At 53.2% G+C, this 22,024-nt stretch carries 21 protein-coding genes, 1 other RNA gene, 1 pseudogene and 1 riboswitch; of the genes and pseudogenes, 15 read left to right on the top strand and 8 right to left on the bottom strand.

Going from position 1 to position 22,024, the window contains the following annotated elements; translation table 11 throughout:
- Positions 1–22: 22 nt before the first annotated feature.
- Positions 23–829, bottom strand: a complete 807-nt coding sequence (gene larB / locus EDD73_RS08705) for a nickel pincer cofactor biosynthesis protein LarB (RefSeq protein ID WP_131919425.1) — start codon at positions 827–829, stop codon at positions 23–25.
- A gap of 277 nt (positions 830–1,106) precedes the next feature.
- On the opposite strand from larB, the gene EDD73_RS08700 reads away from it, so the two are divergent.
- The 3 genes from EDD73_RS08700 (at position 1,107) to EDD73_RS08690 (ending at position 3,136) form a co-directional block, all read left to right on the top strand.
- Positions 1,107–1,610 (top strand): DUF4446 family protein, encoded by a 504-nt coding sequence (locus EDD73_RS08700; RefSeq protein WP_131919397.1) that lies wholly within the window; start codon positions 1,107–1,109, stop codon positions 1,608–1,610.
- 63 nt (positions 1,611–1,673) lie between these two features.
- Positions 1,674–2,705: a M23 family metallopeptidase gene (locus EDD73_RS08695; protein WP_131919396.1), complete on the top strand. Its 1,032-nt coding sequence runs from the start codon at positions 1,674–1,676 to the stop codon at positions 2,703–2,705.
- Between the two features lie 17 nt (positions 2,706–2,722).
- A complete protein-coding gene (locus EDD73_RS08690) occupies positions 2,723–3,136 on the top strand; it encodes a bactofilin family protein (RefSeq protein WP_131919395.1) in 414 nt (137 codons plus the stop codon).
- A gap of 35 nt (positions 3,137–3,171) precedes the next feature.
- Here the strand turns inward: EDD73_RS08690 and yyaC are convergent, their stop codons facing one another.
- Positions 3,172–3,822: a spore protease YyaC gene (gene yyaC / locus EDD73_RS08685; protein WP_131919394.1), complete on the bottom strand. Its 651-nt coding sequence runs from the start codon at positions 3,820–3,822 to the stop codon at positions 3,172–3,174.
- Between the two features lie 61 nt (positions 3,823–3,883).
- On the opposite strand from yyaC, the gene EDD73_RS08680 reads away from it, so the two are divergent.
- From EDD73_RS08680 to spoIIR, 3 genes are all read left to right on the top strand, one after another.
- On the top strand, positions 3,884–5,020 hold the full coding sequence (locus tag EDD73_RS08680; protein ID WP_131919393.1) for a YkvI family membrane protein: 1,137 nt from the start codon (positions 3,884–3,886) through the stop codon (positions 5,018–5,020).
- Between the two features lie 79 nt (positions 5,021–5,099).
- Positions 5,100–6,263: an ABC transporter substrate-binding protein gene (locus EDD73_RS08675; protein ID WP_165876418.1), complete on the top strand. Its 1,164-nt coding sequence runs from the start codon at positions 5,100–5,102 to the stop codon at positions 6,261–6,263.
- A 92-nt stretch (positions 6,264–6,355) separates the two neighbouring features.
- Complete coding sequence (gene spoIIR, locus EDD73_RS08670) at positions 6,356–6,988, top strand: stage II sporulation protein R (protein ID WP_243116852.1); 633 nt, start codon at positions 6,356–6,358, stop codon at positions 6,986–6,988.
- Positions 6,989–7,031: 43 nt separating this feature from the next.
- Here the strand turns inward: spoIIR and ssrS are convergent.
- Positions 7,032–7,211, bottom strand: a non-coding RNA gene (ssrS, locus tag EDD73_RS08665) — 6S RNA.
- 149 nt (positions 7,212–7,360) lie between these two features.
- Positions 7,361–7,669, bottom strand: coding sequence for a small acid-soluble spore protein Tlp (gene tlp, locus EDD73_RS08660; protein ID WP_131919390.1), 309 nt, complete (start codon positions 7,667–7,669; stop codon positions 7,361–7,363).
- A gap of 154 nt (positions 7,670–7,823) precedes the next feature.
- A riboswitch (cobalamin riboswitch) is annotated at positions 7,824–8,019 on the top strand.
- Positions 8,020–8,046: 27 nt separating this feature from the next.
- Here tlp and EDD73_RS14890 point away from each other — a divergent pair.
- The 6 genes from EDD73_RS14890 to EDD73_RS08635 all read left to right on the top strand — a co-directional run bounded on the left by EDD73_RS14890 (position 8,047) and on the right by EDD73_RS08635 (position 12,608).
- Positions 8,047–8,184 carry a hypothetical protein gene (locus EDD73_RS14890; RefSeq protein WP_165876417.1) on the top strand — a complete coding sequence of 46 codons (138 nt, stop codon included), beginning with the start codon at positions 8,047–8,049 and terminating at the stop codon, positions 8,182–8,184.
- Positions 8,185–8,199: 15 nt separating this feature from the next.
- A complete protein-coding gene (locus EDD73_RS08655) occupies positions 8,200–8,877 on the top strand; it encodes an energy-coupling factor ABC transporter permease (protein WP_131919389.1) in 678 nt (225 codons plus the stop codon).
- Positions 8,877–9,212, top strand: coding sequence for an energy-coupling factor ABC transporter substrate-binding protein (locus EDD73_RS08650; RefSeq protein ID WP_207668851.1), 336 nt, complete (start codon positions 8,877–8,879; stop codon positions 9,210–9,212). The genes EDD73_RS08655 and EDD73_RS08650 overlap by 1 nt, the downstream gene beginning before the upstream one ends.
- Positions 9,209–9,952 carry a cobalt ECF transporter T component CbiQ gene (gene cbiQ / locus EDD73_RS08645; protein ID WP_131919388.1) on the top strand — a complete coding sequence of 248 codons (744 nt, stop codon included), beginning with the start codon at positions 9,209–9,211 and terminating at the stop codon, positions 9,950–9,952. The genes EDD73_RS08650 and cbiQ overlap by 4 nt, the downstream gene beginning before the upstream one ends.
- A gap of 5 nt (positions 9,953–9,957) precedes the next feature.
- The gene (locus tag EDD73_RS08640) at positions 9,958–10,791 is read left to right on the top strand and encodes an energy-coupling factor ABC transporter ATP-binding protein (protein ID WP_131919387.1); all 834 of its coding nucleotides are present in this window, start codon (positions 9,958–9,960) and stop codon (positions 10,789–10,791) included.
- 125 nt (positions 10,792–10,916) lie between these two features.
- Positions 10,917–12,608, top strand: a complete 1,692-nt coding sequence (locus EDD73_RS08635) for a hypothetical protein (RefSeq protein ID WP_131919386.1) — start codon at positions 10,917–10,919, stop codon at positions 12,606–12,608.
- Between the two features lie 38 nt (positions 12,609–12,646).
- Here EDD73_RS08635 and EDD73_RS08630 read toward each other — a convergent pair whose 3' ends face one another.
- Together EDD73_RS08630 and EDD73_RS08625 are read right to left on the bottom strand one after the other, a co-directional pair.
- Positions 12,647–14,086 (bottom strand): FtsZ/tubulin family protein, encoded by a 1,440-nt coding sequence (locus tag EDD73_RS08630; RefSeq protein ID WP_131919385.1) that lies wholly within the window; start codon positions 14,084–14,086, stop codon positions 12,647–12,649.
- 330 nt (positions 14,087–14,416) lie between these two features.
- On the bottom strand, positions 14,417–15,988 hold the full coding sequence (locus EDD73_RS08625) for an FtsZ/tubulin family protein (protein ID WP_165876416.1): 1,572 nt from the start codon (positions 15,986–15,988) through the stop codon (positions 14,417–14,419).
- Between the two features lie 167 nt (positions 15,989–16,155).
- Here EDD73_RS08625 and EDD73_RS08620 point away from each other — a divergent pair, with 167 nt between their 5' ends.
- From EDD73_RS08620 to EDD73_RS08610, 3 genes are all read left to right on the top strand, one after another.
- Positions 16,156–16,830 (top strand): DUF2284 domain-containing protein, encoded by a 675-nt coding sequence (locus EDD73_RS08620; RefSeq protein ID WP_131919383.1) that lies wholly within the window; start codon positions 16,156–16,158, stop codon positions 16,828–16,830.
- Between the two features lie 165 nt (positions 16,831–16,995).
- Positions 16,996–17,796 (top strand): phosphosulfolactate synthase, encoded by an 801-nt coding sequence (comA, locus tag EDD73_RS08615; protein ID WP_131919423.1) that lies wholly within the window; start codon positions 16,996–16,998, stop codon positions 17,794–17,796.
- Positions 17,797–17,938: 142 nt separating this feature from the next.
- Positions 17,939–18,400 (top strand): DUF441 domain-containing protein, encoded by a 462-nt coding sequence (locus EDD73_RS08610; protein WP_131919382.1) that lies wholly within the window; start codon positions 17,939–17,941, stop codon positions 18,398–18,400.
- 61 nt (positions 18,401–18,461) lie between these two features.
- Here EDD73_RS08610 and EDD73_RS08605 read toward each other — a convergent pair.
- Together EDD73_RS08605 and acsA are read right to left on the bottom strand one after the other, a co-directional pair.
- Positions 18,462–19,631: pseudogene (locus tag EDD73_RS08605) on the bottom strand (MFS transporter); the annotation flags it as partial.
- 243 nt (positions 19,632–19,874) lie between these two features.
- Positions 19,875–21,593 carry an acetate--CoA ligase gene (acsA, locus tag EDD73_RS08600; protein ID WP_131919381.1) on the bottom strand — a complete coding sequence of 573 codons (1,719 nt, stop codon included), beginning with the start codon at positions 21,591–21,593 and terminating at the stop codon, positions 19,875–19,877.
- Positions 21,594–22,024: the final 431 nt, after the last annotated feature.

The raw sequence follows: 22,024 nt of genomic DNA, 5'->3' as shown, positions 1-22,024 counted from the left end.
TTACATCTGAAAATATCGGTGATTAACGCTGACGTTGGCGCATGATGGTGGCGGCCAAAGCAGCAGCGCCAAAACCGTTGTCGATATTGACAACGCCGACGCCAAGGGCACACGAATTAAGCATACCTAACAAAGCGGCGAGGCCACCGAAACTGGCGCCATAGCCGATGCTGGTGGGGACAGCAATGACCGGAACATCGACCATGCCCGCTACCACCGAAGCCAGGGCACCTTCCATCCCGGCAACAACAATAAGTACATGCGCCTGCCGTAACTGCGAACGGTGGGCAATCAGGCGATGGATACCGGCTACACCGACATCATAAATCCGGTGAACCTGACAACCCATGGCTTGCGCGGAGATCACGGCTTCTTCGGCAACAGGCAGATCGGCCGTTCCTGCCGAAAGGACGGCAATCGAAGCAGTTTCGCCCATGGACACCTTCGAGGAAGAATCATCCGAAGAAGAACCGACCGAAGAAGAACCATCCGGTGGCAGTCCTAAACTGATGATGCCTGCAACAGCATGAAATTGAGCTTCCGGAACCTGGCGGATCACCGCCGCATAGGCTTCATGACTGCAGCGCGTCGCCAAGACCAAATTACTTTTTTGGGCCAGTTGATAAAAAATCGCCGCAATCTGTTCCGGTGTTTTGCCTAAGCCAAAGATCACTTCAGGAAAGCCTTGAGTATAGGATCGCCAATGATCAACTTTCGCAAAGCCCAGATCTTCATAGGGCAATTGTCCGACTTGTTCGATCGCTTGCTCAATCGGAATTTGTTGATCCCGAACAGCTTCTAAAATCGTGCGCAACAGGGAAGAATCGATCAAGCAATATCACCATTCCTTTGAGTAAGAGTTTTCATGGCTGGGAATACTTGTTTTCAGAGGTGGAAGTAAGCAGGAGGATGTTTTTGGGAAAATTTATCAGCCAATGTGTAAGGTCGTTAATGCGATTGTAATCTACAATCATGGACAAGTCAAAAAAGTCAAAAAAGAAGCTTTATGTGGAATTGATTGATTTTTTATTAGAGATGGAGAGGAAAAAAGCAGAAATATGTTGAATAACTCCTTTTGGACACAAGAGGAGGAGGAGAATTAACGCATGCCACAATGGGTGGAGTGGATGAACCAAAACATCGTCGGTTTGTTGTTTTTATCGTATGCGTTGACGATGTTTGTCATGGTACTGTTTTTCGTAGCGTGGTTTAATATGCAAAAGGTCCGTCGTCTTTACACGGATCTTATTAAAGATGTAGAAGGAAAAAATATTGAAGAGTTGCTCCGGGCCCATGGTGAAAATAATCAGCGGATTATTGAACGAGTCAATGAGTTAGAAAGAGACACGGCTACATTAAAGGCCATCAGTGAGTTAACGGTTCGACATGTGGCGGTCATTCGTTTTAATGCTTTTGAAAATGTTGGATCTGATCAAAGCTTTGCCTTGGCGATGCTGGATCACAAAGGCGATGGTGTCGTGATCAGCAGTTTGTATGGACGTGAATTATCGCAAGTCTATGCTAAGCCGATTCGCGCCGGCCGCTCGAGTTATTTGCTTTCGAAAGAAGAAGAAGAAGCGATCCAAAAAGCATGGGCCATTAACGCTTAAGATAGATTTTCTCTCTAACAGAGGACTCAATAGCTACGGGTGCCGAGACAATCAGGAGGGTAGGTGACACCCATTTCTACGGAATCCAAGCAACGTGGTGCACGAGCAAAGGAGCGTAAAGGGGCCTTTACGATCATGATCGTGCCTGACAACGGGGAAAAAATGTGGAGCTTGAAATTGTCACCGGATCAGTTGCGTTATGGATTTATCGGACTCAGTGGATTCGCATGCTTACTATTGATTGCCGCTCTTGTTTTTGTTTTTACCGTGGGTAACACCGAAGAATTGATGCGATTACGCATCGTTAATGAAGAGCAAAAACAGCAGATTGAAGCGATTCAATATTTAACAACATCGGTTCAAGAACGTGTGCATCGTGTGCATGAAATGGATAACACCATTCGACGTATGGTCGGATTGGAGGAAGATAAAAACCCGGTTGTTCCTCTTGGTAATATTGGTGAAAGTGCTATTGCCGAAGAAATACCTGGCGCTGAAACGGAACCAGCAGCCGGTTATGTACCGTCACGTTCGACGGGGTTTACACGCAGTGTAAGCGCCATTATCCCATCAACCTCCAATGAAGAGATGGATTTTGAATCGGTCAAGCACACATTACAGGAATTAAATCATCAACTGGAAAACCAGCAAGAGGGTTTGGGCAAACTGGCCAAAGAAGTAGAATTGCGGCTTGATTATCTTTCGGCCGTACCTTCTTCCGCGCCGGTACGCGGTGAGATCTCATCATCATTTGGCTATCGTCAATCACCATTTGGCACCAAAAAAGAATTTCACTCCGGTTTGGATATCGCAGCAGATTATGGAACACCGGTCCGATCAGCGGCCAAAGGAAAGATTATTTTTGTCGGTTGGAAGCCGGGGTTAGGCAAGACCGTCGAGGTGGAACATGGCTATGGCTTTACCACAGCCTATTGTCATTTGTCAGCGACGTCGGTACGCGTCGGGGATGTTGTGGAACGAGCAGATATGATCGGCAAAGTCGGTAATAGTGGGCGAAGTACAGGCCCCCATCTCCACTTTATGATCTATAAAAAAGGTAATCTACAAGATCCCCAACGTTATATGCTCCACTGATAAAAGGAGGATAAAGGATGTTTGGTCGTAGTAAATCGGCAAAAGACAGCAAAGGCATTATGGAGCCTGTCAGTACGGTCATCGGCAAAGAGTCGAATTTTATCGGTACGTTACGTGCTGCGGGATCTGTCCGTATTGACGGTCAGTTTAGCGGAGAAATTCTTGGTTCCAGTGATGTCATCGTCGGTGAAACCGGCCGCGTAGAAGCAACGATTGATGGCCGCAATATCCTCATTGCCGGAACCGTGCAAGGGAATATCGAGGCCACCGGGCGACTGGAAATTTCATCAACCGGTAAGCTTTTTGGGGATTTGACGGCTGCTGCGTTGGTGATTGATGAAGGTGCGTTGTTTCACGGTACTTCCAAAACGGAAAAACCAATGCGGGCCAAGGACACTTATGCGGATGCCGAAGAGGTAGCGATGACTTGATCGGGATCCCGGTGACCGGATCCCGGCGACAGCGCTCAAGGCGACAGCGGTTCCAGTGTCGACAGGGCAGTGAGGGGATGGGGGATCAGTGGTAGACGGCGTGCGGCACGATAGTAGCCGTACATAATGCCGCGGCTGATTAGCTCCGCCAATTGCATGACGATCGATAAGCGGGTATTTTGCAATACCATAAATTCCATAAAGCCACCGACATTGACGATGCCGGTGATATGTAGATCTCCTATGCTTGGGAGGTCTTTTTTTACGCCTGCGCCCGGGCGGAGACCGCCGAGGCCGATCGTCGCATGCCCTACTTGATCAGCACCGCCTAGGGAAGCGTCAACCGCGATGATCAGCCCATCGGGATGAGCTGCTTGAATGGCTCGATAGCGTTCTTCTAAATTAGTGGCGTGTATGGGATCGTGAACTGTGCCGTAGATATGATAGTAGGCAGAGGCTAAGGGTTGCAACTGCGTTCCGACCAGGGGTCCTAAAGAATCTCCTGTCGAGCGGTCCGTACCGATGCAGATAATCACACGGGGTCGTTGGAGGGTCGGATCGAGAAGCAGCAGTAACTCCGCTAAGGCATCGCCAAGGGCAAAGGCATTCCGGTTTTCCGATGTATTAAAATAATGCTTTTGTCCAGCCAGTAAGTGGGACCAGGTTGTATCGGGATAGATATTCATGAAGGTACCCCTTTCAGCAAGGTTCTACTGTCATTCTTGCCGAGGTGAAGGGGAAATAAACGTGGAGGTGATTGGCGTAATGAAAATGCGCTGGCAGTTGCAAGTGGCTTCGGTTTATGTCGGGGCAGTGTTAGGAGCCGGTTTTGCCTCCGGTCAGGAGATCTTACAGTTTTTCGTTCGCTATGGTTGGGAAGGCCTGCAGGCATCCTGGCTGTCCATGGTACTTTTTGTGTTGATGGGGCCGGCCATCTTGTGGGTTTGCTATTGCCAGGGCATCAGCCGCTATCCCGATCTGCTGACGCTTTTGTTCGGCAAACGGGGCGGTCAGTTGATGGATGTGATAACCGGTTTGGCGCTGATGGTCGGCGTGGTGGTGATGCTTTCTGGAACCGGCGCCCTGGTGGCACAGCAATGGGACTGGCCGATGTGGAGCGGCGTACTCGTGACCGGATGCTGTTTGCTTCTTGCCTTATGGTCCGGATTGCGCGGGCTCGTTTGGGTCAATACACTGCTTGTTCCTGTAAAGGCGATCATTTGTGTAACGGTGGCGCTGGCTGTGGTCTACTGGCTGCCCGACATTGGCTCAGGAAACCAAGAAGTACTTGAAGGCTATGGCCTGGCCGCTGTTTGGAACAATCCGGAAAGCACAAGCGGTAACGGCCCCATCGGATTATTGCCGCCGTCACCGTACTTGGCGGCTTTTTTATATGTCTCCTTTAATATCGCCATGTCCTTTGTTGTGCTTGTCGCGCTCAGTCCCGCTGTTACCTTACAAGGAGGCTATGGCGGTGCCGGATGGGGCGGTGCCGTACTGGGCATTGTTGTGTATTTGTTGACCTTCGCCATGTTGCCTTATTGGCCGGTCATCGAAATCTATCCCGTACCGATGCTGCATTTGGCAGGGGCGTTAGGGACCTGGATCGGTGAGCTTTACGCTTTTTTGCTTTGGTTAGCCATGTTCACGGCGGCCTTAAGCAATGCCTTTGGTGTGGCGCAGCGGTTGGCCGGTCAGGAGGAAGGACGGAAATATCAATGGGCGCTGGTGGCGGCCGTGGTGGGCAGCATGCCTTTTGCGCTGTTGCCCTTTGCCAGCTTGGTCGCCAATGTGTATCCACTGTTTGGTTACATGGGCATCCCGTTGTTGGTGGCGATTTTGGGACGCGCCCTTTGGGAGGGGGGGCATCGCTGGCGCAGGTAACTGCGATTACCATATATTGCATAAAAACAAAAGCCGGGACATACCTTCCAAGTGAATGAAACGGGTGGAGGGATGGCCTATGCTATATGTGTCCCGGCGTACGATCGTCGGGATCATTGTGATCCTGATTTTGATGATCGCCTTGGCGGTGCGTTCGTCGCAGTTGCTCGTTGGTTTTATGGAGCAGCAGCCGAGCGGGCCGCCCTATTATCTGGGAATCGCTATGGAGTTAAGCGGGGCCGTCGGTACGTGGGGACAAGCGGCCAGCAAAGGAGTGCAATTGGCTGTCGATGAATGTAACGATCGCGGCGGTATTGGCGGTCGGCCGGTACAGACTTTCACCGGTGATGCCAGTGATGTAACGGCGCTGCAAGGATTGGTAACGGAAGTCCAAAAAAAAGCAGCTGTGGCCGTGATTGGTCCGGTCACACCGTCCAAAGCGGAGGTGCTCGCTAAAGCCGCCTTGCCGTTGCCGGTGGTCAGCTTGGCCACCCATCCATCGATTCCTTCGCTGGGCTCGAACATTTTTCAAGGCAGCTATGATGATCGCCAACTTGGTGCCGGTGCTGCCGCATTTGCTTTAAAAAAGCTGGGCACGAAAGCCGTCATCGTCATTGAAGACAAAAGCGCCTATGCACAGTCGCTGGCCCAGGCGTTTCGCGCAGCCTATGAATCATCCGGTGGCAAGGTGATTCGCTTATTACCCTATAAGCGGGGCCAGCAGGATTTTTCGTGGGCCATTGGACAAGCCATGACCACCGACCCGGATGTGATTTATTTACCGGGATATGCCAAAGAAGCGCGGGCCTTTCTGCGGGAAGCACGGCAGAAAGGGTGCACCATTCCGGTCATTGGCGGTGACAGTATGGAAATGGTAGGCAAGGAGTTGTTGGCTGGCGATGGCGGACAGACCGATTGGCGGCTTTTTTATACGACGCCCAATGTGCTCTTAGCGGCTATTCCCGAAAGTGAACGCTTTGCCCGTGACTATCAACAGCGTTACGGCGAAGAAGCGCAGCCCATGGCCCTGTGGGCCTATGATGCTACCTGCACGGTGCTGGAAGCATTGCGCGTAGCGGTACAAGCCGGTGATGCTACGCAAATCGATCGCTATTTGGCCGGTGGTCAAGGAATGCAAGTGGCTGGTGGTCAATTGATCATCGATAACGGCCATTGGGCGCGGCGACCTTTGGTCGTGATGCAAGTGGACCGCACAGCTAAGATGATCGAAATCATGCCATAATTTACAAAAAAGCAACGGAGACGGTTTAAGGCATTTCTCCATGGGTAACAATAACAGATGGAAACATCATTCTGAAGGAGGTCAGAAACTTGATGGTACGAGTTTCTCCCGCCTTCCGGTCCGTAGCCCTCTTTAGTCTCTTGTTGCTTTTTTGTTCCGGTGTTGCTCTTTTTTTACCTCACTTGGAGGTACGCACCGAACAACCGTTGCCCTTATTACGTCTTCATGTGGTGGCACCCTCCGATGATGCTGCCGATCAGGCCCTAAAGTTGAAGGTGCGCGATGCGATTCTGGCACTGCTTGATCCGCAGATGGCCGAGTGCTCATCGATGGAAGCATCGCGGGAAAAAGTGATGGCCGCCCTGCCGGACATTCAGCGTGTCGCCGAAGCGCAAATCCGCGCCGAAGGGTATACCTATACGGTGCAACCGGAAATCGGACGTTTTTTCTTTCCGAAAAAAGTGTATGGAACGTTGACGGCCCCCGCCGGTGAGTATGACGCACTGCGTGTCGTGATCGGTTCCGGACAAGGCGCCAACTGGTGGTGTGTATTGTACCCGCCGCTTTGCCTCAGTGATCGCACCGGCGTAGCCGTGACATCCGGGTTGCCAGAAGCACCGTTACCACCGGTCGCCCCGGCGGTGGATGGAGCCAGTGCCCCGCACGGTGAAGGCCGCTGGGAAGTTCGCTCGAAAGTCTGGGAGTTAATGACCGCCGCTCCGTAAAACGCAAAAACCCTAGCCTAAAAGGCTAGGGTTTTTTTATTATGTAGGTCCCACGTGGCCGTCATCGCAACGTTTTCCAACCTGTATTTGTAACAGGTGGGCACCTCGTCAATTGAGCTTTGTCGTCCTGTCGAAGCAGGCTGGACAGCACTCAATGAAACCGGTTCCCGAATTCAAACTATCGATTGAAAACATTAGGCGATCACGCACCCCGCAGGGGATGCCGGTGGTTACCGACACAACGTATTATACGCGAAGAAATAAAAAAAGTAAGTATTGATTTTTTGGAAATTGTTCAAAGTGAGGAGGACGCCGTTTTTTACCGATGGCGGCGCCCCCGTCGAAGAGCATGTTTCCTGGGTTGAGGCGGGACTAGGGACGATCTTGTTGACTCGCGTGCTGATTGGCACCGTCATCGGCGATTTGGTTGGCAATATCGCTGGAGGTCATGTCATGGGCCTCGGCTTGGTAACGGGCTTCGTCTTTGATCTCCGCGCGCAGCCCATCGAGGGCGTCCTTGCGGCGTTCGTTTTTGGCTTTGAGGTTGTTGAGATCCTGGGCGGACATTTGATCGCCATGGGCTTTGATTTGATCTTCTGCATTATGAAATGCTTCCATGGTATGGTCGATGATGCTTTGGATGTTTTCGACGTTGTCTGCGCGATTATCAGGTTTAGCCATAATTTTCATCCCCCTGTGTATATTACTGCTTTTAGTTTGGAGTGGTAAGTCAAGGATTATGCATGCAAGAGATAAAATGGTTGAAACATTCGGATGACGTTGTCAAGGTGAACCTTGAATGCTATCATTAAGCAGAGTCACAAAAGAAGGGTCACAAAAGAATTAAGTCAAAGGTGTCGACGTTCGCGCTGCGTTCGTCGGTGAAAAGGGAACGAGGTGCAAATCCCCGGCAGCCCATGTTACTGTGATGGAAGACGACCTCATCAAGATCCCACTGGGCCTAGGCCTGGGAAGGGGATGAGGAAGGATGACGCCAGAGCCAGGAGACCTGCCTTTGACAGACAAGTGCCACTTTCGTGGGAAAGGAGGGTTTTTTTTTGTTCGATTTATTCGATGACCAAAAGAAGAAAGACCAATTCCGGGTGGGGTCATTGCCAGGTGAACCTCAAGAGTCCAAAGACAACCAATGGTATGGGCCGCAGTGGAAGCAAGCACTGTCGGCACCAATGACGTAAAGGGGGGATCCTGCGATGCATATTATGGAAGGTTTTTTACCGGCGACCCATGCCATTGCCTGGACGATGGTGTCAGCACCCTTTGTTGTGCACGGTGTGCGTTCCATCAAAAAAAAGGTCGACGAGCATCCGGAAGCGAAGATGCTGCTTGGTGTAGCCGGGGCGTTTTCCTTTGTGATTTCGGCGCTGAAATTGCCGTCGGTGACCGGCAGTTCTTCGCACTTGACCGGCACCGGTTTGGGTGCTGTGCTTTTTGGACCAACGGCGATGACTGTGTTGGGTACGATCGTGCTTTTGTTTCAAGCCTTACTGTTGGCGCACGGTGGCTTGACGACGCTCGGGGCCAATGTCTTTGCCATGGCCATCGTGGGGCCCTTTGTAGCCTACGGGATTTATCGCTTGGGGCAGCAAAGGCAGTGGCCTTTGGCGCTATCGGTATTTATGGCGGCCGCGCTGGGTGATTTGGCCACCTATATCACGACGTCAGTGCAATTGGCCTTGGCTTTCCCCGATCCAACGTCAGGCATCATCGGCTCTTTGGCTAAGTTTGCTACCGTTTTTGCTGTGACGCAAGTACCACTGGCGATCATCGAAGGGTTGATCACCGTAGTGATCGTCAATGTGCTGACCAAGTATAGTGCGCGGGAATTGGCAGCCCTGAAAGTGCTGCTGCGCCTGGAGGTGAAGGCGTAGTGGGAAAACGCAATGGCTTGCTGTTGATGTTGGCACTGCTTTTGGTACTGATACCGTTGGGGATCGATTTTGATGATAACGGACACGAGCCTTTTGCCGGTGCTGATGCCCAAGCAGAAGGTGTGATTCAGGATTTGGCACCGGACTATCAACCTTGGTTTACATCGTTTTGGGAGCCGCCGGGCGGCGAGATGGAATCACTGCTCTTTGCTGTGCAGGCAGCCCTGGGTGCCGGTTTTATCGGTTTTTATCTGGGCCGCAGTTATGAACGGAAGCACACCGAAGCGGCGAAGGAGCAAAAGGCTTCACCGTCTCTGGGCGCTTCTTCACGATGATGCTGGCTATCGATCACTGGGCCTGGGCCAATGCTTGGCGCGATCGGTCGCCGGCGCTTAAAACGGGAGTGACATTGGCGGCGCTGGCCATGGCTGTTTTCAGTCCTTGGCCGGCGGTGCCTGTGATGATCGGGCTGGCAACCGCACTGGCTGTCACGTACGGCGCTAAGATTCCGGCCAAGGTCTTTTGGCGAATCTGGCTGGTACCGGCGGCTTTTTTGCTGGTCGGTACAGTGACCGTTGCTTTTTCGCTCAGTACCGCTGTACCTGATGGCTCAGTTCCGACAGAAGGGGTATGGGGCCTTCCGTGGGCTCCTTCGTTGCAGTTGGGTCCGCTTTATCTGACGGTGACGCCGCAGGGGATGGAACAAGCCCTGACGTTGTTGGCACGGGCGATGGGTGCCACCGCCGTGAGCTTGGCCTTGATGTTGACAACGCCCATGGTCGATGTATTGATGCTCTTGCGATCGTGGCGGATGCCGCCGCTGGTACTGGATCTGATGCTGCTGGTGTACCGGTTTATTTTTGTGCTGTTTGAAACCACAGAGTCCATGTACCGTTCGCAGGAAGCGCGCCTTGGTTATGCATCATGGCGGTACGGTCGCCGCTCGGTAGGGATCTTGGCGGCGAATTTGTTGCTACGCTCTTTTTTACGGGCGCAAGCGCTCTATGTCGCTTTAGCGGCGCGAGGTTATCACGATGAACTGCGGGTGTTGCCACGCCGGCGAAGTGCGGGGTGAATGGGATGTTGACGTTACGAGATGTACATTTTGCCTATGCCGACGGCACACCGGCGCTGCAGGGTGTGTCCCTGGACATCCCCCGTGGTGGGAAAACGGCTATCGTCGGTGCCAATGGTGCCGGCAAGTCGACGCTGTTTTTGACACTGAATGGCACGCTACGGCCCAGTCAGGGAGAAATCAAGCTTGACGGTCGCCTCATGACCTATGGCCGACGCGATCTTGAACAGTGGCGACGCCAGGTCGGACTGGTTTTTCAGGATCCTGATGTGCAGTTGTTTTCGGCGTCGGTGGAGCAAGACATCTCCTTTGGCCCGCTGAATATGGGCTTGACCGAAGACGAAGTGCGCCGGCGCGTCGAGGAAGCGTTGATCGCTACCGGTACGGAGCCACTTCGTAACCGGCCGGTGCACGCGCTCAGCTATGGTCAAAAAAAACGCGTTTCCATTGCCGGCGTCTATGCCATGCAGCCCGATGTGATGGTGCTCGATGAGCCGCTGGCGTGGCTTGATCCGGCCGGCCAGCAGGAGATTTTGGCCCTGTTGGCGCAATTGCACCGGGCGGGAACGACGCTGGTGATGGCGGTCCATCAGATGGATGTGGTTGCCGATTGGGCCGATATGGTGATCGTCTTGCAAGCCGGTCAGGTCATTTATCAAGGGGCTCCGCAGGGGGTACTGGCGCAGCAGGAGCGATTGCTTTCCGTGGGGTTAACACCCCCTTGGCCGGTGCAGGTTTTTCATGATCTGCGTCTTGCCGGTCTGCCGCTGGAAGGGGAACCGCCGCTGACGCGCGCTGCCTTAACCGAACAGATCGTCCGGGCTTGGCCCAAAAAATAAAAAGCGCTATCTGCGAAAGATGGCGCTTTTTGCGTTGATGGCGTAGAATCTCCAGGACGGCTTTGATAAAATTAAACAGAAATATCTTTGGCATAAGAAAATACAGGATGTAGAAGGGTGTGTTCATGAAGAAGCGGGATTTTAAGAAGCGAAACGTGGACAGACGAAATGCTGAGCGGCGAAGCTTGGAACAGCAGAATCCGGACCGTCAGGATGGGGCGCGTCCAAGTTCAGAGCGGTCAGGTTCGGGGCAGCAGGACTTTGGGCGGCCGAGCGCGGCGCCGCGAAGCTTTGAGCGGCAAGGTTTTGGGCGACGGCAAGGTTCGCGGCGACGAGGTGCCGATCGTTTTGGCCGGCCGGTGCGGCGCGGTTTGGGCCATTTTTTCTTCCTGGCTTTGCGATGGGCCACCCTTACGTTGGTACTGTTTTTGATCATCGTCGCTACTTGGGCCCAACCGATTGCTCCCGATGATTCCGAGGTCGCTGCGGTGAAAAAAGAAGCAACCGGCCTTTGGCAGGTTGGTGACGAAGTGCCGCCGGAACTGTTTACCCAAGGAGCGTCACTGAGCGCCGGATCGACCTTAGAAACGGTCCCGGGACAGTCACTGTTTCTTTCGCAAGTACCGGTAAAGCCACAAAAGCCAGGAATCTTGACGCGTGTGGATAATGTGATTTCCAAATCAGGAGACCTGCGGGTACTTTATGCTCATTACAATGCACTGGCTGACTATGGAAAGGAAGTTAAAAATATTTCGGCCCAGATGGGTCTTGTTTTTGTCAACAATACCCGTCGAACCGTTGATGTGTACTATAAGCGGTTGGGCAAGGGTGTCAATCGGCTCTCCGACGGAACACGGTTGTATCTGGAAGATATGAAGCCACTGACACCGGGAGAAACCATACCGGAGTTTACGGGAAGCCAACTGGGCAATATTGTGATGAGCCATTTTCTCAAGCCGGCGCCGGAGGAAAAATTATGGGGGACGATGAATCCCGGCGGTCGGGTCTGGCTGTATGAACAGACCGGTCCGCAAGGATGGGCCATCATCATGGGCGATTTTGTCTTTCGCGATCGACAAACCGGTGAAGTATTGACGCTGGATCGCCTCAAAGCGGGCGAACAGATTGGCATACGCAGCTTTATCGCCCGTTCCAATACGGACTTGGAGCAGTTTTTTACGCAGATGACAACACCGTCGGCGGTGTTGACGTCTGATCAAAGTACGTACCATCAGCGCGGTTTGATCACCGAAGGCATTACACGGAAAAAGTCCTTTACCTACAATGCCGCCAATGACGGTGTGCAGACGATCACCATCGGCAGTGCCTTCGATGCACAGCGCGATGATCCGGCGAAGCCCAATTATGATCCGACGAAATTCAGCAATGATGCGATGCAAGGAGCGGACGCCTACGGTTTTATCCTGAAAAATCAAGCGAAGCCGCGCAAAACCGAAAACAATGGAGCCTATGGTGCCATCTATGAATTTACCCTGACCATGGAGGGGCCAACGGCCCTGGCGATCCAAGGAAGTGTGGCGCCTGCCGATAACCCGAAAATCGCCGATGTGGATATTTACAATCAATTTATTACGGCCTCTTGCGATGAAGGAGAGGAAAATATCCGCACCGTGCGGATTAGCGATCCGAAGTATATGGAATATTATCGCAATCCCGATAAACTGCGTCCGGTGGGATCTGGAAAAGTGCTTTATGTTTTCCCTGATGAAGGCACCCAGACGCATGTGATCCGCATCGGACTGGCGCCAAACTCGCAAGGTCCTTGGAAACTGGCGCTGGTTCCGCTCAAACGGTAATGAAAAAGAGCCGCCGAAGGTTTCGGCGGCTCTTTTGATTATTCCATCATTCTTGATTTTTTATTGATCAGCAGTTCGGCAAAGGGATTCGGCCGTGATGGGGTGGGGTACACGGGCGGCTCGATGGGTTGATACACCATCGGTTGCGTTTCCGGTTTGGACATAAAGGGAGAGTTGTTTGCCGGGAAAGTAGAAAAAGGTGAAACGGCAGGGCCGTTGGCCGGGAATCCGGCAAAGGGAGCAACATGGCGCGGTGCCGAAGCACCACCAGTATGTTCGATGCGGGTCATGGCACGGCGATTCAGGAGTGCTTCCTGTTCAGTGCGCATGGCTTCATGTTCGACCTTGAGATATTGTCCTCGTTCGGGAAGCGTATTGAGGCTCATGATCGAGTAGATGAGCATGTGATTTTTGCTGTCCCACATGGTATAGCCTTGTTGTAAACAAGCCCGCAAACCGGGGAACTGAGTTTTCAGTTCGTCACTGACGACTTCCAAGCTGTTAACGTTGGCCACACGGCTGTTTTCCGGCACCATCAAGCAAACAGCGCCGGCAATCACACCGGTTTCAAAGTCAAAGCCGGAGGCCAGGACATTGCCGCCGACGACGGTGCTGAGCACTTCATTTTTTAATTGATGATCGCCAAAGGTGGCATCCGCGCGCACCAGTTGCTTGGCAAAGGTGACGCTGCCGCCGGAAAAAAGCACTTTGCGGAAATCTTCCGGGTCAAAGTTAACGTCACTGGCACCGGTAGGAATCACATTTAATTCATGCAGGATGTGGGCCAATTTGGTGTTGGCATAGGTCATCCAATCCATGCCGTCAGGAACTTGGCCTGCCGCCTTATCGACCAGATAGTCTTGATAGACTTTTTCGTTATCCACAATGATGAGGGATTTGAGCGGACGATCCGGTTCCGGTCCCAGCAGATCGTTATAGATCGGTGCCAGTGCGTCCAACGCATTGCCCAATTCTTCCAGATTGCCGCGACGCGGTAAGGTAAGAATGGCACCGATGGGTTTTTGGGTGTAGGCAGCCCAGGTGATCAGCTCACCGATACCACCCGTTCCCGTACCGCCGCCGAGACTGGCGGCTAACCAGATCGCTTGCGAACTGGCGCTGACGGCATTGATTTTTTCCCAGACGCGATCTTTGTTTCGTGCGTCGTTCAGTGCTTGGTATCCCTTGTAGGGGCTGTGGCCGCAGCCGTTTTCGTAGCCAATGAGCCCCAAGCGATGGTTTTCGGGAATGTGATTGAGGGCCGTCAGATCACCGAGATAGCTGTTGATCGCCAAGGTCGGATAGACCGGTTGATTGTTGCGATTTCTGATGTTGGCAAAGGCGTCGGCAATCTTACCACCGCCTGCACCCAGTCCGATGACAGTCCAGGGAAGGGCAATCTGGGTGGATTGCTGAGCAAAAGACTGCAATTGAACCGGTAGGAGGCTTACATGGTCGTTCCCAGCGCGGAAGGTCATGGTGTAGGCTCCTTTCGTGATGTGCTAGACATACGTACGTAGGGGTCTCTCTTTTGGTGGGTACTTCAGGGTGCTTACGAGGCAAACGATGCGAGCAAGCATCCTTTGATCGTATCTTCAATATCGACAAAAGAGCCTTTACATAGCTTGGATCACCAAAAGTTCGGGAAGATCAACTCTTATTATAACGATTGCCTATTTTGATGTCTAGAAAGAAAAAAGCTGTCGTCATTGGCGGTTGCATCATTGGTTACACCGATACGGTAGAATAAAAGCAAGAGAGACATAATTGCCTCTCTTGGGTTGATGAAATCATTGGGGTTATTGCTTTTATTGGGGATATTTGTTTTTATGGTGTTGTTGTTTTTGCTTCTTCGGTAATAAATCATTGAAAGAGCCATTGTTGTTGGGCGCCAGGGAAGCGAGAGATTCTTTGGCTTGCTGAGTCGTTGCGTTGACCAGCGGTGAAGGCGCCGGTGATTTCCGTCCAGGCCAGGTAAGTTGTTCTTCGAGCGCTTCGTCCTCAGCGGACGTAGGGCTTTTCCATGCGGGCCACGCGGGCTCATTACGCGGTTGCGCAGCCGGTGTCAGCGGTGTTGGCGACGACGGCGATATGGCAAAGGGCGATGTGGACGGTCCCGATGCCGAAAAGCCGGTAAAGGTGGAAACATGGCGCGGTGCCGAGGCCCCGCCGCGATGTTCGATGCGGCTGGAAGCGCGCCGGGCATAAAGCGCTTCTTGCTCCGCTTTTAAGGCTTTATGCTCTTCTTTGAGGTGCTGCGCCCGTTCAGGCAAGGCGGTAAGACTCATGAGCGTATAGACGAGCATTTGGTTTTTCTGTTCCCACGTGGTGTAGCCTTGCTGCAGGCCGGCCCGTAAGCCTGGAAACTTGGCTTTTAGTTCATCGCTGATCACTTCCAGGCTGTTCACGGTGGCTACGCGGCTGCCTTCGGGAATGATCAAACATACGGCACCGGCGATCACACCGGTTTCATCGTCAAAACCACGGGAGAGCATACCGCCGTCGACGACGGTGCGCAGCACTTCTTCTTTTAAGTCTTGTTCGGAAAAGGTGGGCACTGTTCGTATCAGATGCTTGGCAAAAGTGATACTGCCGCTGGAGAAAAGCACTTTGCGAAAATCTTCGGGGTCGAAGTTAACATCACTGGCACTGGTAGGGAGCACGTTTAATTCGTGGAGGGTATGGGCCAGTTTGGTATTGGCGTAGGTCATCCAATCTATGCCTTCCGGTACGAGGTGGGCTTGTTTATCGCGCAGATAGTCCTGGTAGATCTTCTCGTTGTCCACGATGATCAGCGATTTGAGCGGACGATCCGCTTCAGGGCCGAGTAAATCGTTATAGATGGGTGCTAAGGCGTCCAGGGCGTTGCTGAGCTCTTCCAGATTACCTTTGCGCGGCAAGGTGAGAATGGCACCGACCGGTTTTTGGGTGTAGGCGGCCCAGCCGATCAGTTCGCTGATCCCGCCGGTGCCGGTGTTGCCGCCAAGGCTGGCCGTTACCCAGATCGCTTGCGCATTGGTGCTGATGCTGTTGATTTTTTCCCAGACGCGATCTTTATTGCGCAGGTCGCAAAGGGCTTGATAGCCTTTGTAGGGGCTTTGTCCACAACCGGCTTCATAGCCGATCAGGTTGAGCCGTTGGTCATCGGGAACATGCTTGAGCGCTTTGAGATCACCGAGATAGCTGTTGATCGCCAGCGTAGGATAGAACGATTGCTGGTTTTGGTTTTTGATGCTGGCAAATGTATCGGCGATTTTACCACCGCCTGCGCCTAAGCCAATGACGGCCCAGGAGATAGCGATCTGCGATGATGGATGGGCAAAATCAGCGAGCTGCAGGGGCGAGAAACCGGCGGGGGGGTGCTCAGCGCGGAAGGTCATGGTGAAGCTCCTTTCGTGGATGCGTTCCATGCGTTTTTAATCAATTTTCCCGCAGAATAGGGGAGCCTATACCTTGGGTAGGGCGAAATCGAACGATGAATCATCTGTGGATGGAACGGGATGAAGTTGTCGATGCTACCGGTACAAAGTAGCAGAAAGGATTACCTGTGGAAGAGCAACGTTTTTGGATTGCCTATGCACCGGCGAACCATGTGTATCCGATCGAGATCGGTATCAAAAAAGTAGCCTACGATGACGTTCGCTATGAGCCGGAGCTTATCCGGGGACTTTGTCTGAAGCACTGTAAAAATTTTGGTTTATCGGGAAAGTGTCCGCCTAAGGCACCTTTATTTCCTGACCTGGCCGATCCCGGCGATGAGTTGGTTTTCATCTATGCCACGTTTTACCCGCAGTTCAAAACGGTGGCTGTGCAGCGCTGTCGTCAGATCTATGTGCATTGGCGATCGCAAGATCAGATTTTGACGGCGCTTTTGCATCAACTGGGAAGCAAGCTTGGTGAACAATTTCCGGGCTGGGTACTTGGTGCCGGCCATTGTCGCCGCTGCGACCGGAAAAAGTGCACCGTAACGACCGATCCCGGCACGTGTGCCCATCCACAACAACGCACCTTTTCTATGGAAGCGACGGGAATTAATGTAGTGAGTATGGTTCAAGAACATTTCGGCATCACACTGCGCTGGTACAAGCGTGACGCATCCTTCGATCTGCCCATGACCAAATGCGGGTTATTGATCAGTAAGGCCGATCTGGACCTTGCGGATGTTTTCAAGGTCGTAACGCATCATTACCAACTGATTGAGGAGCCAAACCACCCGACGTAAGGTCCCCAAAGAAAATACCGTAATGTAAGCTTAAACCGCAACCGGGATGGACGCTCGTCGTTCGATCCCGGTTGCTTTTTTCGTGGGGATGAAAGCTAGCATGTTGGGGTGTAAGGGGCCATAGGATGTAAAATCATTGATTTGATCAGGAGGGCGATCGGCGTGATGGTCGATTATGTAGGCTGGCCGCCGGTGGCTTGTTGGCCGCTGGGGCACCGGTTGATCAAGCCTAGAACGCAGGGCATGACGATGGTCTTTGACAAGGGGATCGGCTTATCGGCCTTTCGGGATCTGTTGGAGATGGCAGGCGCCTTTATCGATTGGATTAAACTGGGCTTTGCGTCAGCGGCGCTTTATCCCAGTTGGGTGGTGCAGCAAAAGGTATGGGTGGCCCGGATGTACGGTGTGGAAGTCTATGCCGGGGGGACCTTAGGTGAATTGGCCATCAGTCAAGGCAAAATGGATGAGCTGATGACGGCGCTTTGGCAACGGGACATCCGCTGGTTGGAGATTTCCGACGGGACCATTGAACTGGCGGTCAGCGATCGTCGGCGGTGGATCGTGAAAGCGCGGGAACGGGGTTTTCAGGTAATTACCGAGGTCGGTAAAAAAAACCCGGCGAAGGCGCCTCCCATCCAGGTGTTGGTCGCCCAGGCGAATGCCGATCTGACGGCAGGCGCATCCTATGTGATTGTGGAGGGGCGAGAGTCTGGCAAAGGCGTCAATTTATTTGACCAGCATGGGCGACTGCGCATGGATGATTTGGAGGTGATGGTCAGCGGCATTACCGATCCGGCCAAGCTGATCTGGGAAGCACCGCTCAAACCGCAGCAGTGCCTGTTGATTGAACGCATGGGGCCGAATGTCAATTTCGGTAATATCCAGCCCGAGGAAGTGTTCCCCTTGGAAGCGCTGCGCTGTGGATTGCGTTCCGATACCTTCGCAATGGCGCTGCAGCGAAAGTAACGAATGGGTAATTATGGAATAGGATAAACCGAAACCGGAGAAAGCCGGTTTTCACGCAAGTGAGACAGACCCATGTTGGATGTTGCTAAAGAAAAAGCGTGCACGGCGGCCCCGGGAGCTGCCGTGCAGGAAGGGGTTTCGTATGCACGGGGGGACGGTGCTTCTGGCGTTGGTGGTGCTCTTGGGCATCGTGGCGCGCTCGCCGTTGACGTCGGTCGGCGCGGCGGCGATCTTACTGTTGCAATTGATGAGTGGACAAACCTGGCTGAATTGGATTGAGCATCGCGGTGTTGAGATCGGCTTGCTGTTTTTGACGTTGGCCATGTTGGCACCGTTTGCGACGGGCAAAATTGCCGGCGCCGATGTGCTGGCAGCGATGAAATCCTGGCCGGGAATCATCGCTTTGACCGGCGGCGTGATCGCCACCCATCTGAACAAGCAAGGCATTGAACTGTTGTCCGGTGATCCGCAATTGATCATTGGGATGATCGTCGGTTCGCTGCTGGGGATTGTTTTCTTTGGAGGGATACCCGTTGGGCCGTTGATGGCGGGTGGCTTAACCGCGCTTTTTTTGCAGCTCTATTCCTGGCTGACGCGAGGATAGGTGCCAGCGGGCGATCTTCGGGGAAAAAGGCCGACGGCATACTTGATGCCGATGATGGGCCGGGAGCCGGGTCGCTTTGCTGCTCCGATGTCGGCTTGGGCGGTTGGATGAATTTCCAGGCGAGAAAGAGGGTCACCAGGCCCAGGGCGGACCAGGGTGCATAGAGCGCCCAGGGGCCGCCTTTTTCGAGCAAGTTGAAGACCGGTGGTCCGAAAGCGACGCCGAGAAAACGAACACCGCCGTAGAACGAAGTGATGGCACCGCGTTTGGCTTCCGGTGCGCTGGTGGTGACAACGTTGTTGAGCACCGGGAGCGTCAGTCCCACGCCGACGCCAAGGAGCGCAAGGAGGCCCAGCACCCAAGGGATGCTTTGCAGCAGGGCCGAGAGGAGCAGGGCACCGGAAAAGAGGCCAAGGCCGATCAGCAGCAGCGGTTTGGTCCAGTCCGGTTTTTTCTGAAAAAGAAAGCCGCTGCCAAAAGCAACGCTGGCGGAAGCGAGGACCGGGATCGATAATACAAGGCCTTTACGTACGCCGGTCAGATTATAGGTGGCTTCCAGGGCATCGGAAAGGTAACTGAGCACACCAAAAAGGGTAAACAGCAGAAGCATACCGCCCAGAAAGCTCGTCAGCAGGGGACCGGCTTTTTCTTTGAGAAGCTGAAAAATGCCCGAAAAGTAGGTACCGATGCTTTGCTTTTTGTCCGCTTCTGGAACCGGTGGTTCTTTGACAAGAAAAGCAACGGCAAGGGCAACGGGAATGGCCAACGCGGCGTAGACGAAAAAAAGTGCCCACCAGATCCATAAAACGAGCAGCGAGCCCAGGATGGGGCTAAGCACTTTGCCCAGTCCGTTGGTGGCTTCCAAGATACCGAGCGCTTTGGTTCGTTGGCTGCTTTTAAACAGATCGCCGGCCAGCGCCATCGCTAAAGGCGCTGTACCGGCAGCAGCGATGCCTTGAATGACGCGGCCGATCAGCATGATCGTGTAGGAATTGTTAAAAAGAAGGGGCGCAAGGCCGGAGATCAGACCGCCTACGCCGTAGACAAGCAATGCCGGGACAACGATTTTTTTGCGCATGACCCGATCGGAAAGAAAGCCGAGAAAGGGAATGGTCAGGCCGGCCGGAATCGAGAAAAAGGTGATGAGCAGGCCCGTTTGCATGGCGGTGATGCCCATGGCCTCGCGAATCTGCGGAAAGGCCGGGATGAGCATCGAGTTGCCCAGAACCATGATCAGGGGAACACCGGCGAGGGCGGCCAAGGTACCTGTAGAAGGTTTCGGGGAAGACGCCGTGGGAGCGGTGGCAGCTTCGGGCATGATGGGTTCACCTCAGTTTTCTAAAATGACGATGTCGATATGCTTTGTTCATTTTGTCCAAAATCGCCCCGCCATGTGATGGAAGTTATTGGTCAAAAAAAGAGGCACCGTGATCAAACACGGTGCCTCGGGCTGACAAGAGTCAGTCGCTGTTGATTAGTCTTCCAGGGTGGAGAGATCGCCCGTGGGAAGGCCCAGTTCCCAGGCCTTGAGCACACGGCGCATAATTTTACCGGAGCGGGTTTTGGGCAGCTTGTCACGCACTTCGATTTCACGAGGCGCAGCATGGGCCGCGAGACCGGTTTTGACGAATTGAACGATTTCGTCACGGAGTTCATCGGTCCAGGTGTAGCCTTCACGCAGGGCGATAAAGGCTTTGATCACTTCGCCGCGGACCGGGTCGGGCTTGCCAATGACGCCGGCTTCGGCGATGGCGGGATGTTCAACCAAGCGCGATTCCACTTCAAAGGGGCCGACGCGCTCACCGGAAGTATTGATCACGTCATCCACACGGCCTTGGAACCAGAAGTAGCCTTCTTCGTCCATGTAGGCCGAGTCACCGGAGACGTACCAGCCTTCCAGGCGGAAGTAGTCTTCATAGCGTTTGGGGTTATTCCAGATCTGGCGCATCATCGACGGCCAACCGGCGCGAATCGCCAGGTTACCCATCTGCAGAGGCGGCAGCTCGTTGCCTTTGTCATCGACGATGGCTGCATGAATACCGGGGAACGGTTTGCCCATGGAGCCCGGTTTGATCGGCATGCAAGGATAGTTGGAAATCACTTGTCCACCGGTCTCGGTCATCCACCAGTTGTCATGAATGCGAACGTTGAAGACCCGTTCGCCCCAGCGAACAACTTCCGGGTTCAAGGGCTCACCGACGGAGAGAATATGGCGCAAGTTGGACAGATCATGCTCAGCGATGATGTCGTCGCCCGCGCTCATCAGCATGCGGAAAGCCGTCGGTGCGCTGTACCAGATGGTCACTTTTTTGTCTTGCAGGGTTTTGTACCAGTCCCGGGGCGAGAAGCGTCCGCCGCGGATGACCGAAGAAACACCGTGCAGATACGGCGCCCAGACGCCGTAGGAGATACCGGTAACCCAGCCGGGGTCGGCCGTACACCAGTAGATGTCGTCGGCTTGGAAGTCAAGGACCCATTTGCCGGTTTGATAGTGCTGAATCATGCCGTTGTGGACATGCAGTACGCCTTTGGGCTTGCCGGTGGAACCGGACGTGTACAGCAGCAGCATGGGATCTTCGCGGTCAACCCAGACGGTGTCAAAGCTTGTGGAGGCTTCGGCCATTTCGGCGCGCCAGTCAATCTCACCTTCACCGAGTTCCCCTTGAGGATCGACGATAAAGATATGTTTCAAATGAGGCAATTCTTCTTTGGGAATGCGATTGCGTAATGCCGGCGTGGTAATGATCGCAATGGCCTCAGCATCGGCCAGGCGATCTTTGACGGCACCTTCCATGAAGGCTTCAAACAGGGGGCCGGCAATGCCACCGGATTTGATAATGCCCAGGAAGGACGCATAAAGCTCAGGACTCCGTGGCATGAAGATAAAGACGCGTTCCCCTTTGCCAATGCCGTATTTCTTCAGGACGTTGGCAAACTGGTTGGAACGCTCCATCATCTGACGGTACGTAACCTCTTCACTGCGCTTGGGATCGGAGTAATAGAGGCAGACTTTATCGCCAAGGCCTTTTTCAAGGACATTGCGATCAACGGCTTCATAAGCGATGTTGACCTTACCGGTGGTGTACCAGGAAAATTCTTTCTCCACGTCTTCCCACCGGAAGTTGGCACAGGCTTCTTCATAGGATGTCATGTTGTGGTTTCCGGGAATGGGTTGAATGACTTCACCATGCATGATCGGGGTTCCTCCTTACTCCGCAAGCTTTTTGGAATATTCAGAATACGCTGAGCGCCCCCTTATTGTAGCAAATCGTTGCCAATCCGTCACCCCTATTTTGAATTTTTTATTGATAAATTTTAAAATTCTCTTTGTTAATAGTGTGGCTGAAAAAGAGTAACATCCACCGGGAAAAACCACAGTTTTTCAACAAATTATGCGGAACCGTGGATAAGTCTGTGGATAAGCCCCCTTTTCTGTGGATTAAACGGTTGATAACTTCTTAGTAAGCTGAGGATTTCTTTTTGGGGTCGACAGCCCATGAATGCAGGGAGAGTTTCGCGATCGGATGGAAAGGGCGTCGAAGGGGCAGGATTCTTTTGTAAGTAACACGAAGTAGAGCACGAATGGGCTTTTTTATGGAAATATCGGTTTGGTGAAGAAGAGGA

This window comes from Heliophilum fasciatum, assembly GCF_004341395.1.
Lineage (GTDB): Bacteria > Bacillota > Desulfitobacteriia > Heliobacteriales > Heliobacteriaceae > Heliophilum > Heliophilum fasciatum.
Note: the sequence above shows the minus strand (reverse complement) of the source record. Positions and strands in the feature narration are given on the sequence as shown.

Coding starts and splice junctions, on each gene's coding strand:
- EDD73_RS08700 (WP_131919397.1), top strand. CDS start 1,107: ATGCCACAATGGGTGGAGTGGATGAACCAAAACATCGTCGGTTTGTTG.
- EDD73_RS08690 (WP_131919395.1), top strand. CDS start 2,723: ATGTTTGGTCGTAGTAAATCGGCAAAAGACAGCAAAGGCATTATGGAG.
- yyaC (WP_131919394.1), bottom strand. CDS start 3,822: ATGAATATCTATCCCGATACAACCTGGTCCCACTTACTGGCTGGACAA.
- EDD73_RS08675 (WP_165876418.1), top strand. CDS start 5,100: ATGCTATATGTGTCCCGGCGTACGATCGTCGGGATCATTGTGATCCTG.
- spoIIR (WP_243116852.1), top strand. CDS start 6,356: ATGGTACGAGTTTCTCCCGCCTTCCGGTCCGTAGCCCTCTTTAGTCTC.
- tlp (WP_131919390.1), bottom strand. CDS start 7,669: ATGGCTAAACCTGATAATCGCGCAGACAACGTCGAAAACATCCAAAGC.
- EDD73_RS08655 (WP_131919389.1), top strand. CDS start 8,200: ATGCATATTATGGAAGGTTTTTTACCGGCGACCCATGCCATTGCCTGG.
- cbiQ (WP_131919388.1), top strand. CDS start 9,209: ATGATGCTGGCTATCGATCACTGGGCCTGGGCCAATGCTTGGCGCGAT.
- EDD73_RS08640 (WP_131919387.1), top strand. CDS start 9,958: ATGTTGACGTTACGAGATGTACATTTTGCCTATGCCGACGGCACACCG.
- EDD73_RS08635 (WP_131919386.1), top strand. CDS start 10,917: ATGAAGAAGCGGGATTTTAAGAAGCGAAACGTGGACAGACGAAATGCT.
- EDD73_RS08630 (WP_131919385.1), bottom strand. CDS start 14,086: ATGACCTTCCGCGCTGGGAACGACCATGTAAGCCTCCTACCGGTTCAA.
- EDD73_RS08625 (WP_165876416.1), bottom strand. CDS start 15,988: ATGACCTTCCGCGCTGAGCACCCCCCCGCCGGTTTCTCGCCCCTGCAG.
- comA (WP_131919423.1), top strand. CDS start 16,996: ATGGTCGATTATGTAGGCTGGCCGCCGGTGGCTTGTTGGCCGCTGGGG.
- EDD73_RS08610 (WP_131919382.1), top strand. CDS start 17,939: ATGCACGGGGGGACGGTGCTTCTGGCGTTGGTGGTGCTCTTGGGCATC.
- acsA (WP_131919381.1), bottom strand. CDS start 21,593: ATGCATGGTGAAGTCATTCAACCCATTCCCGGAAACCACAACATGACA.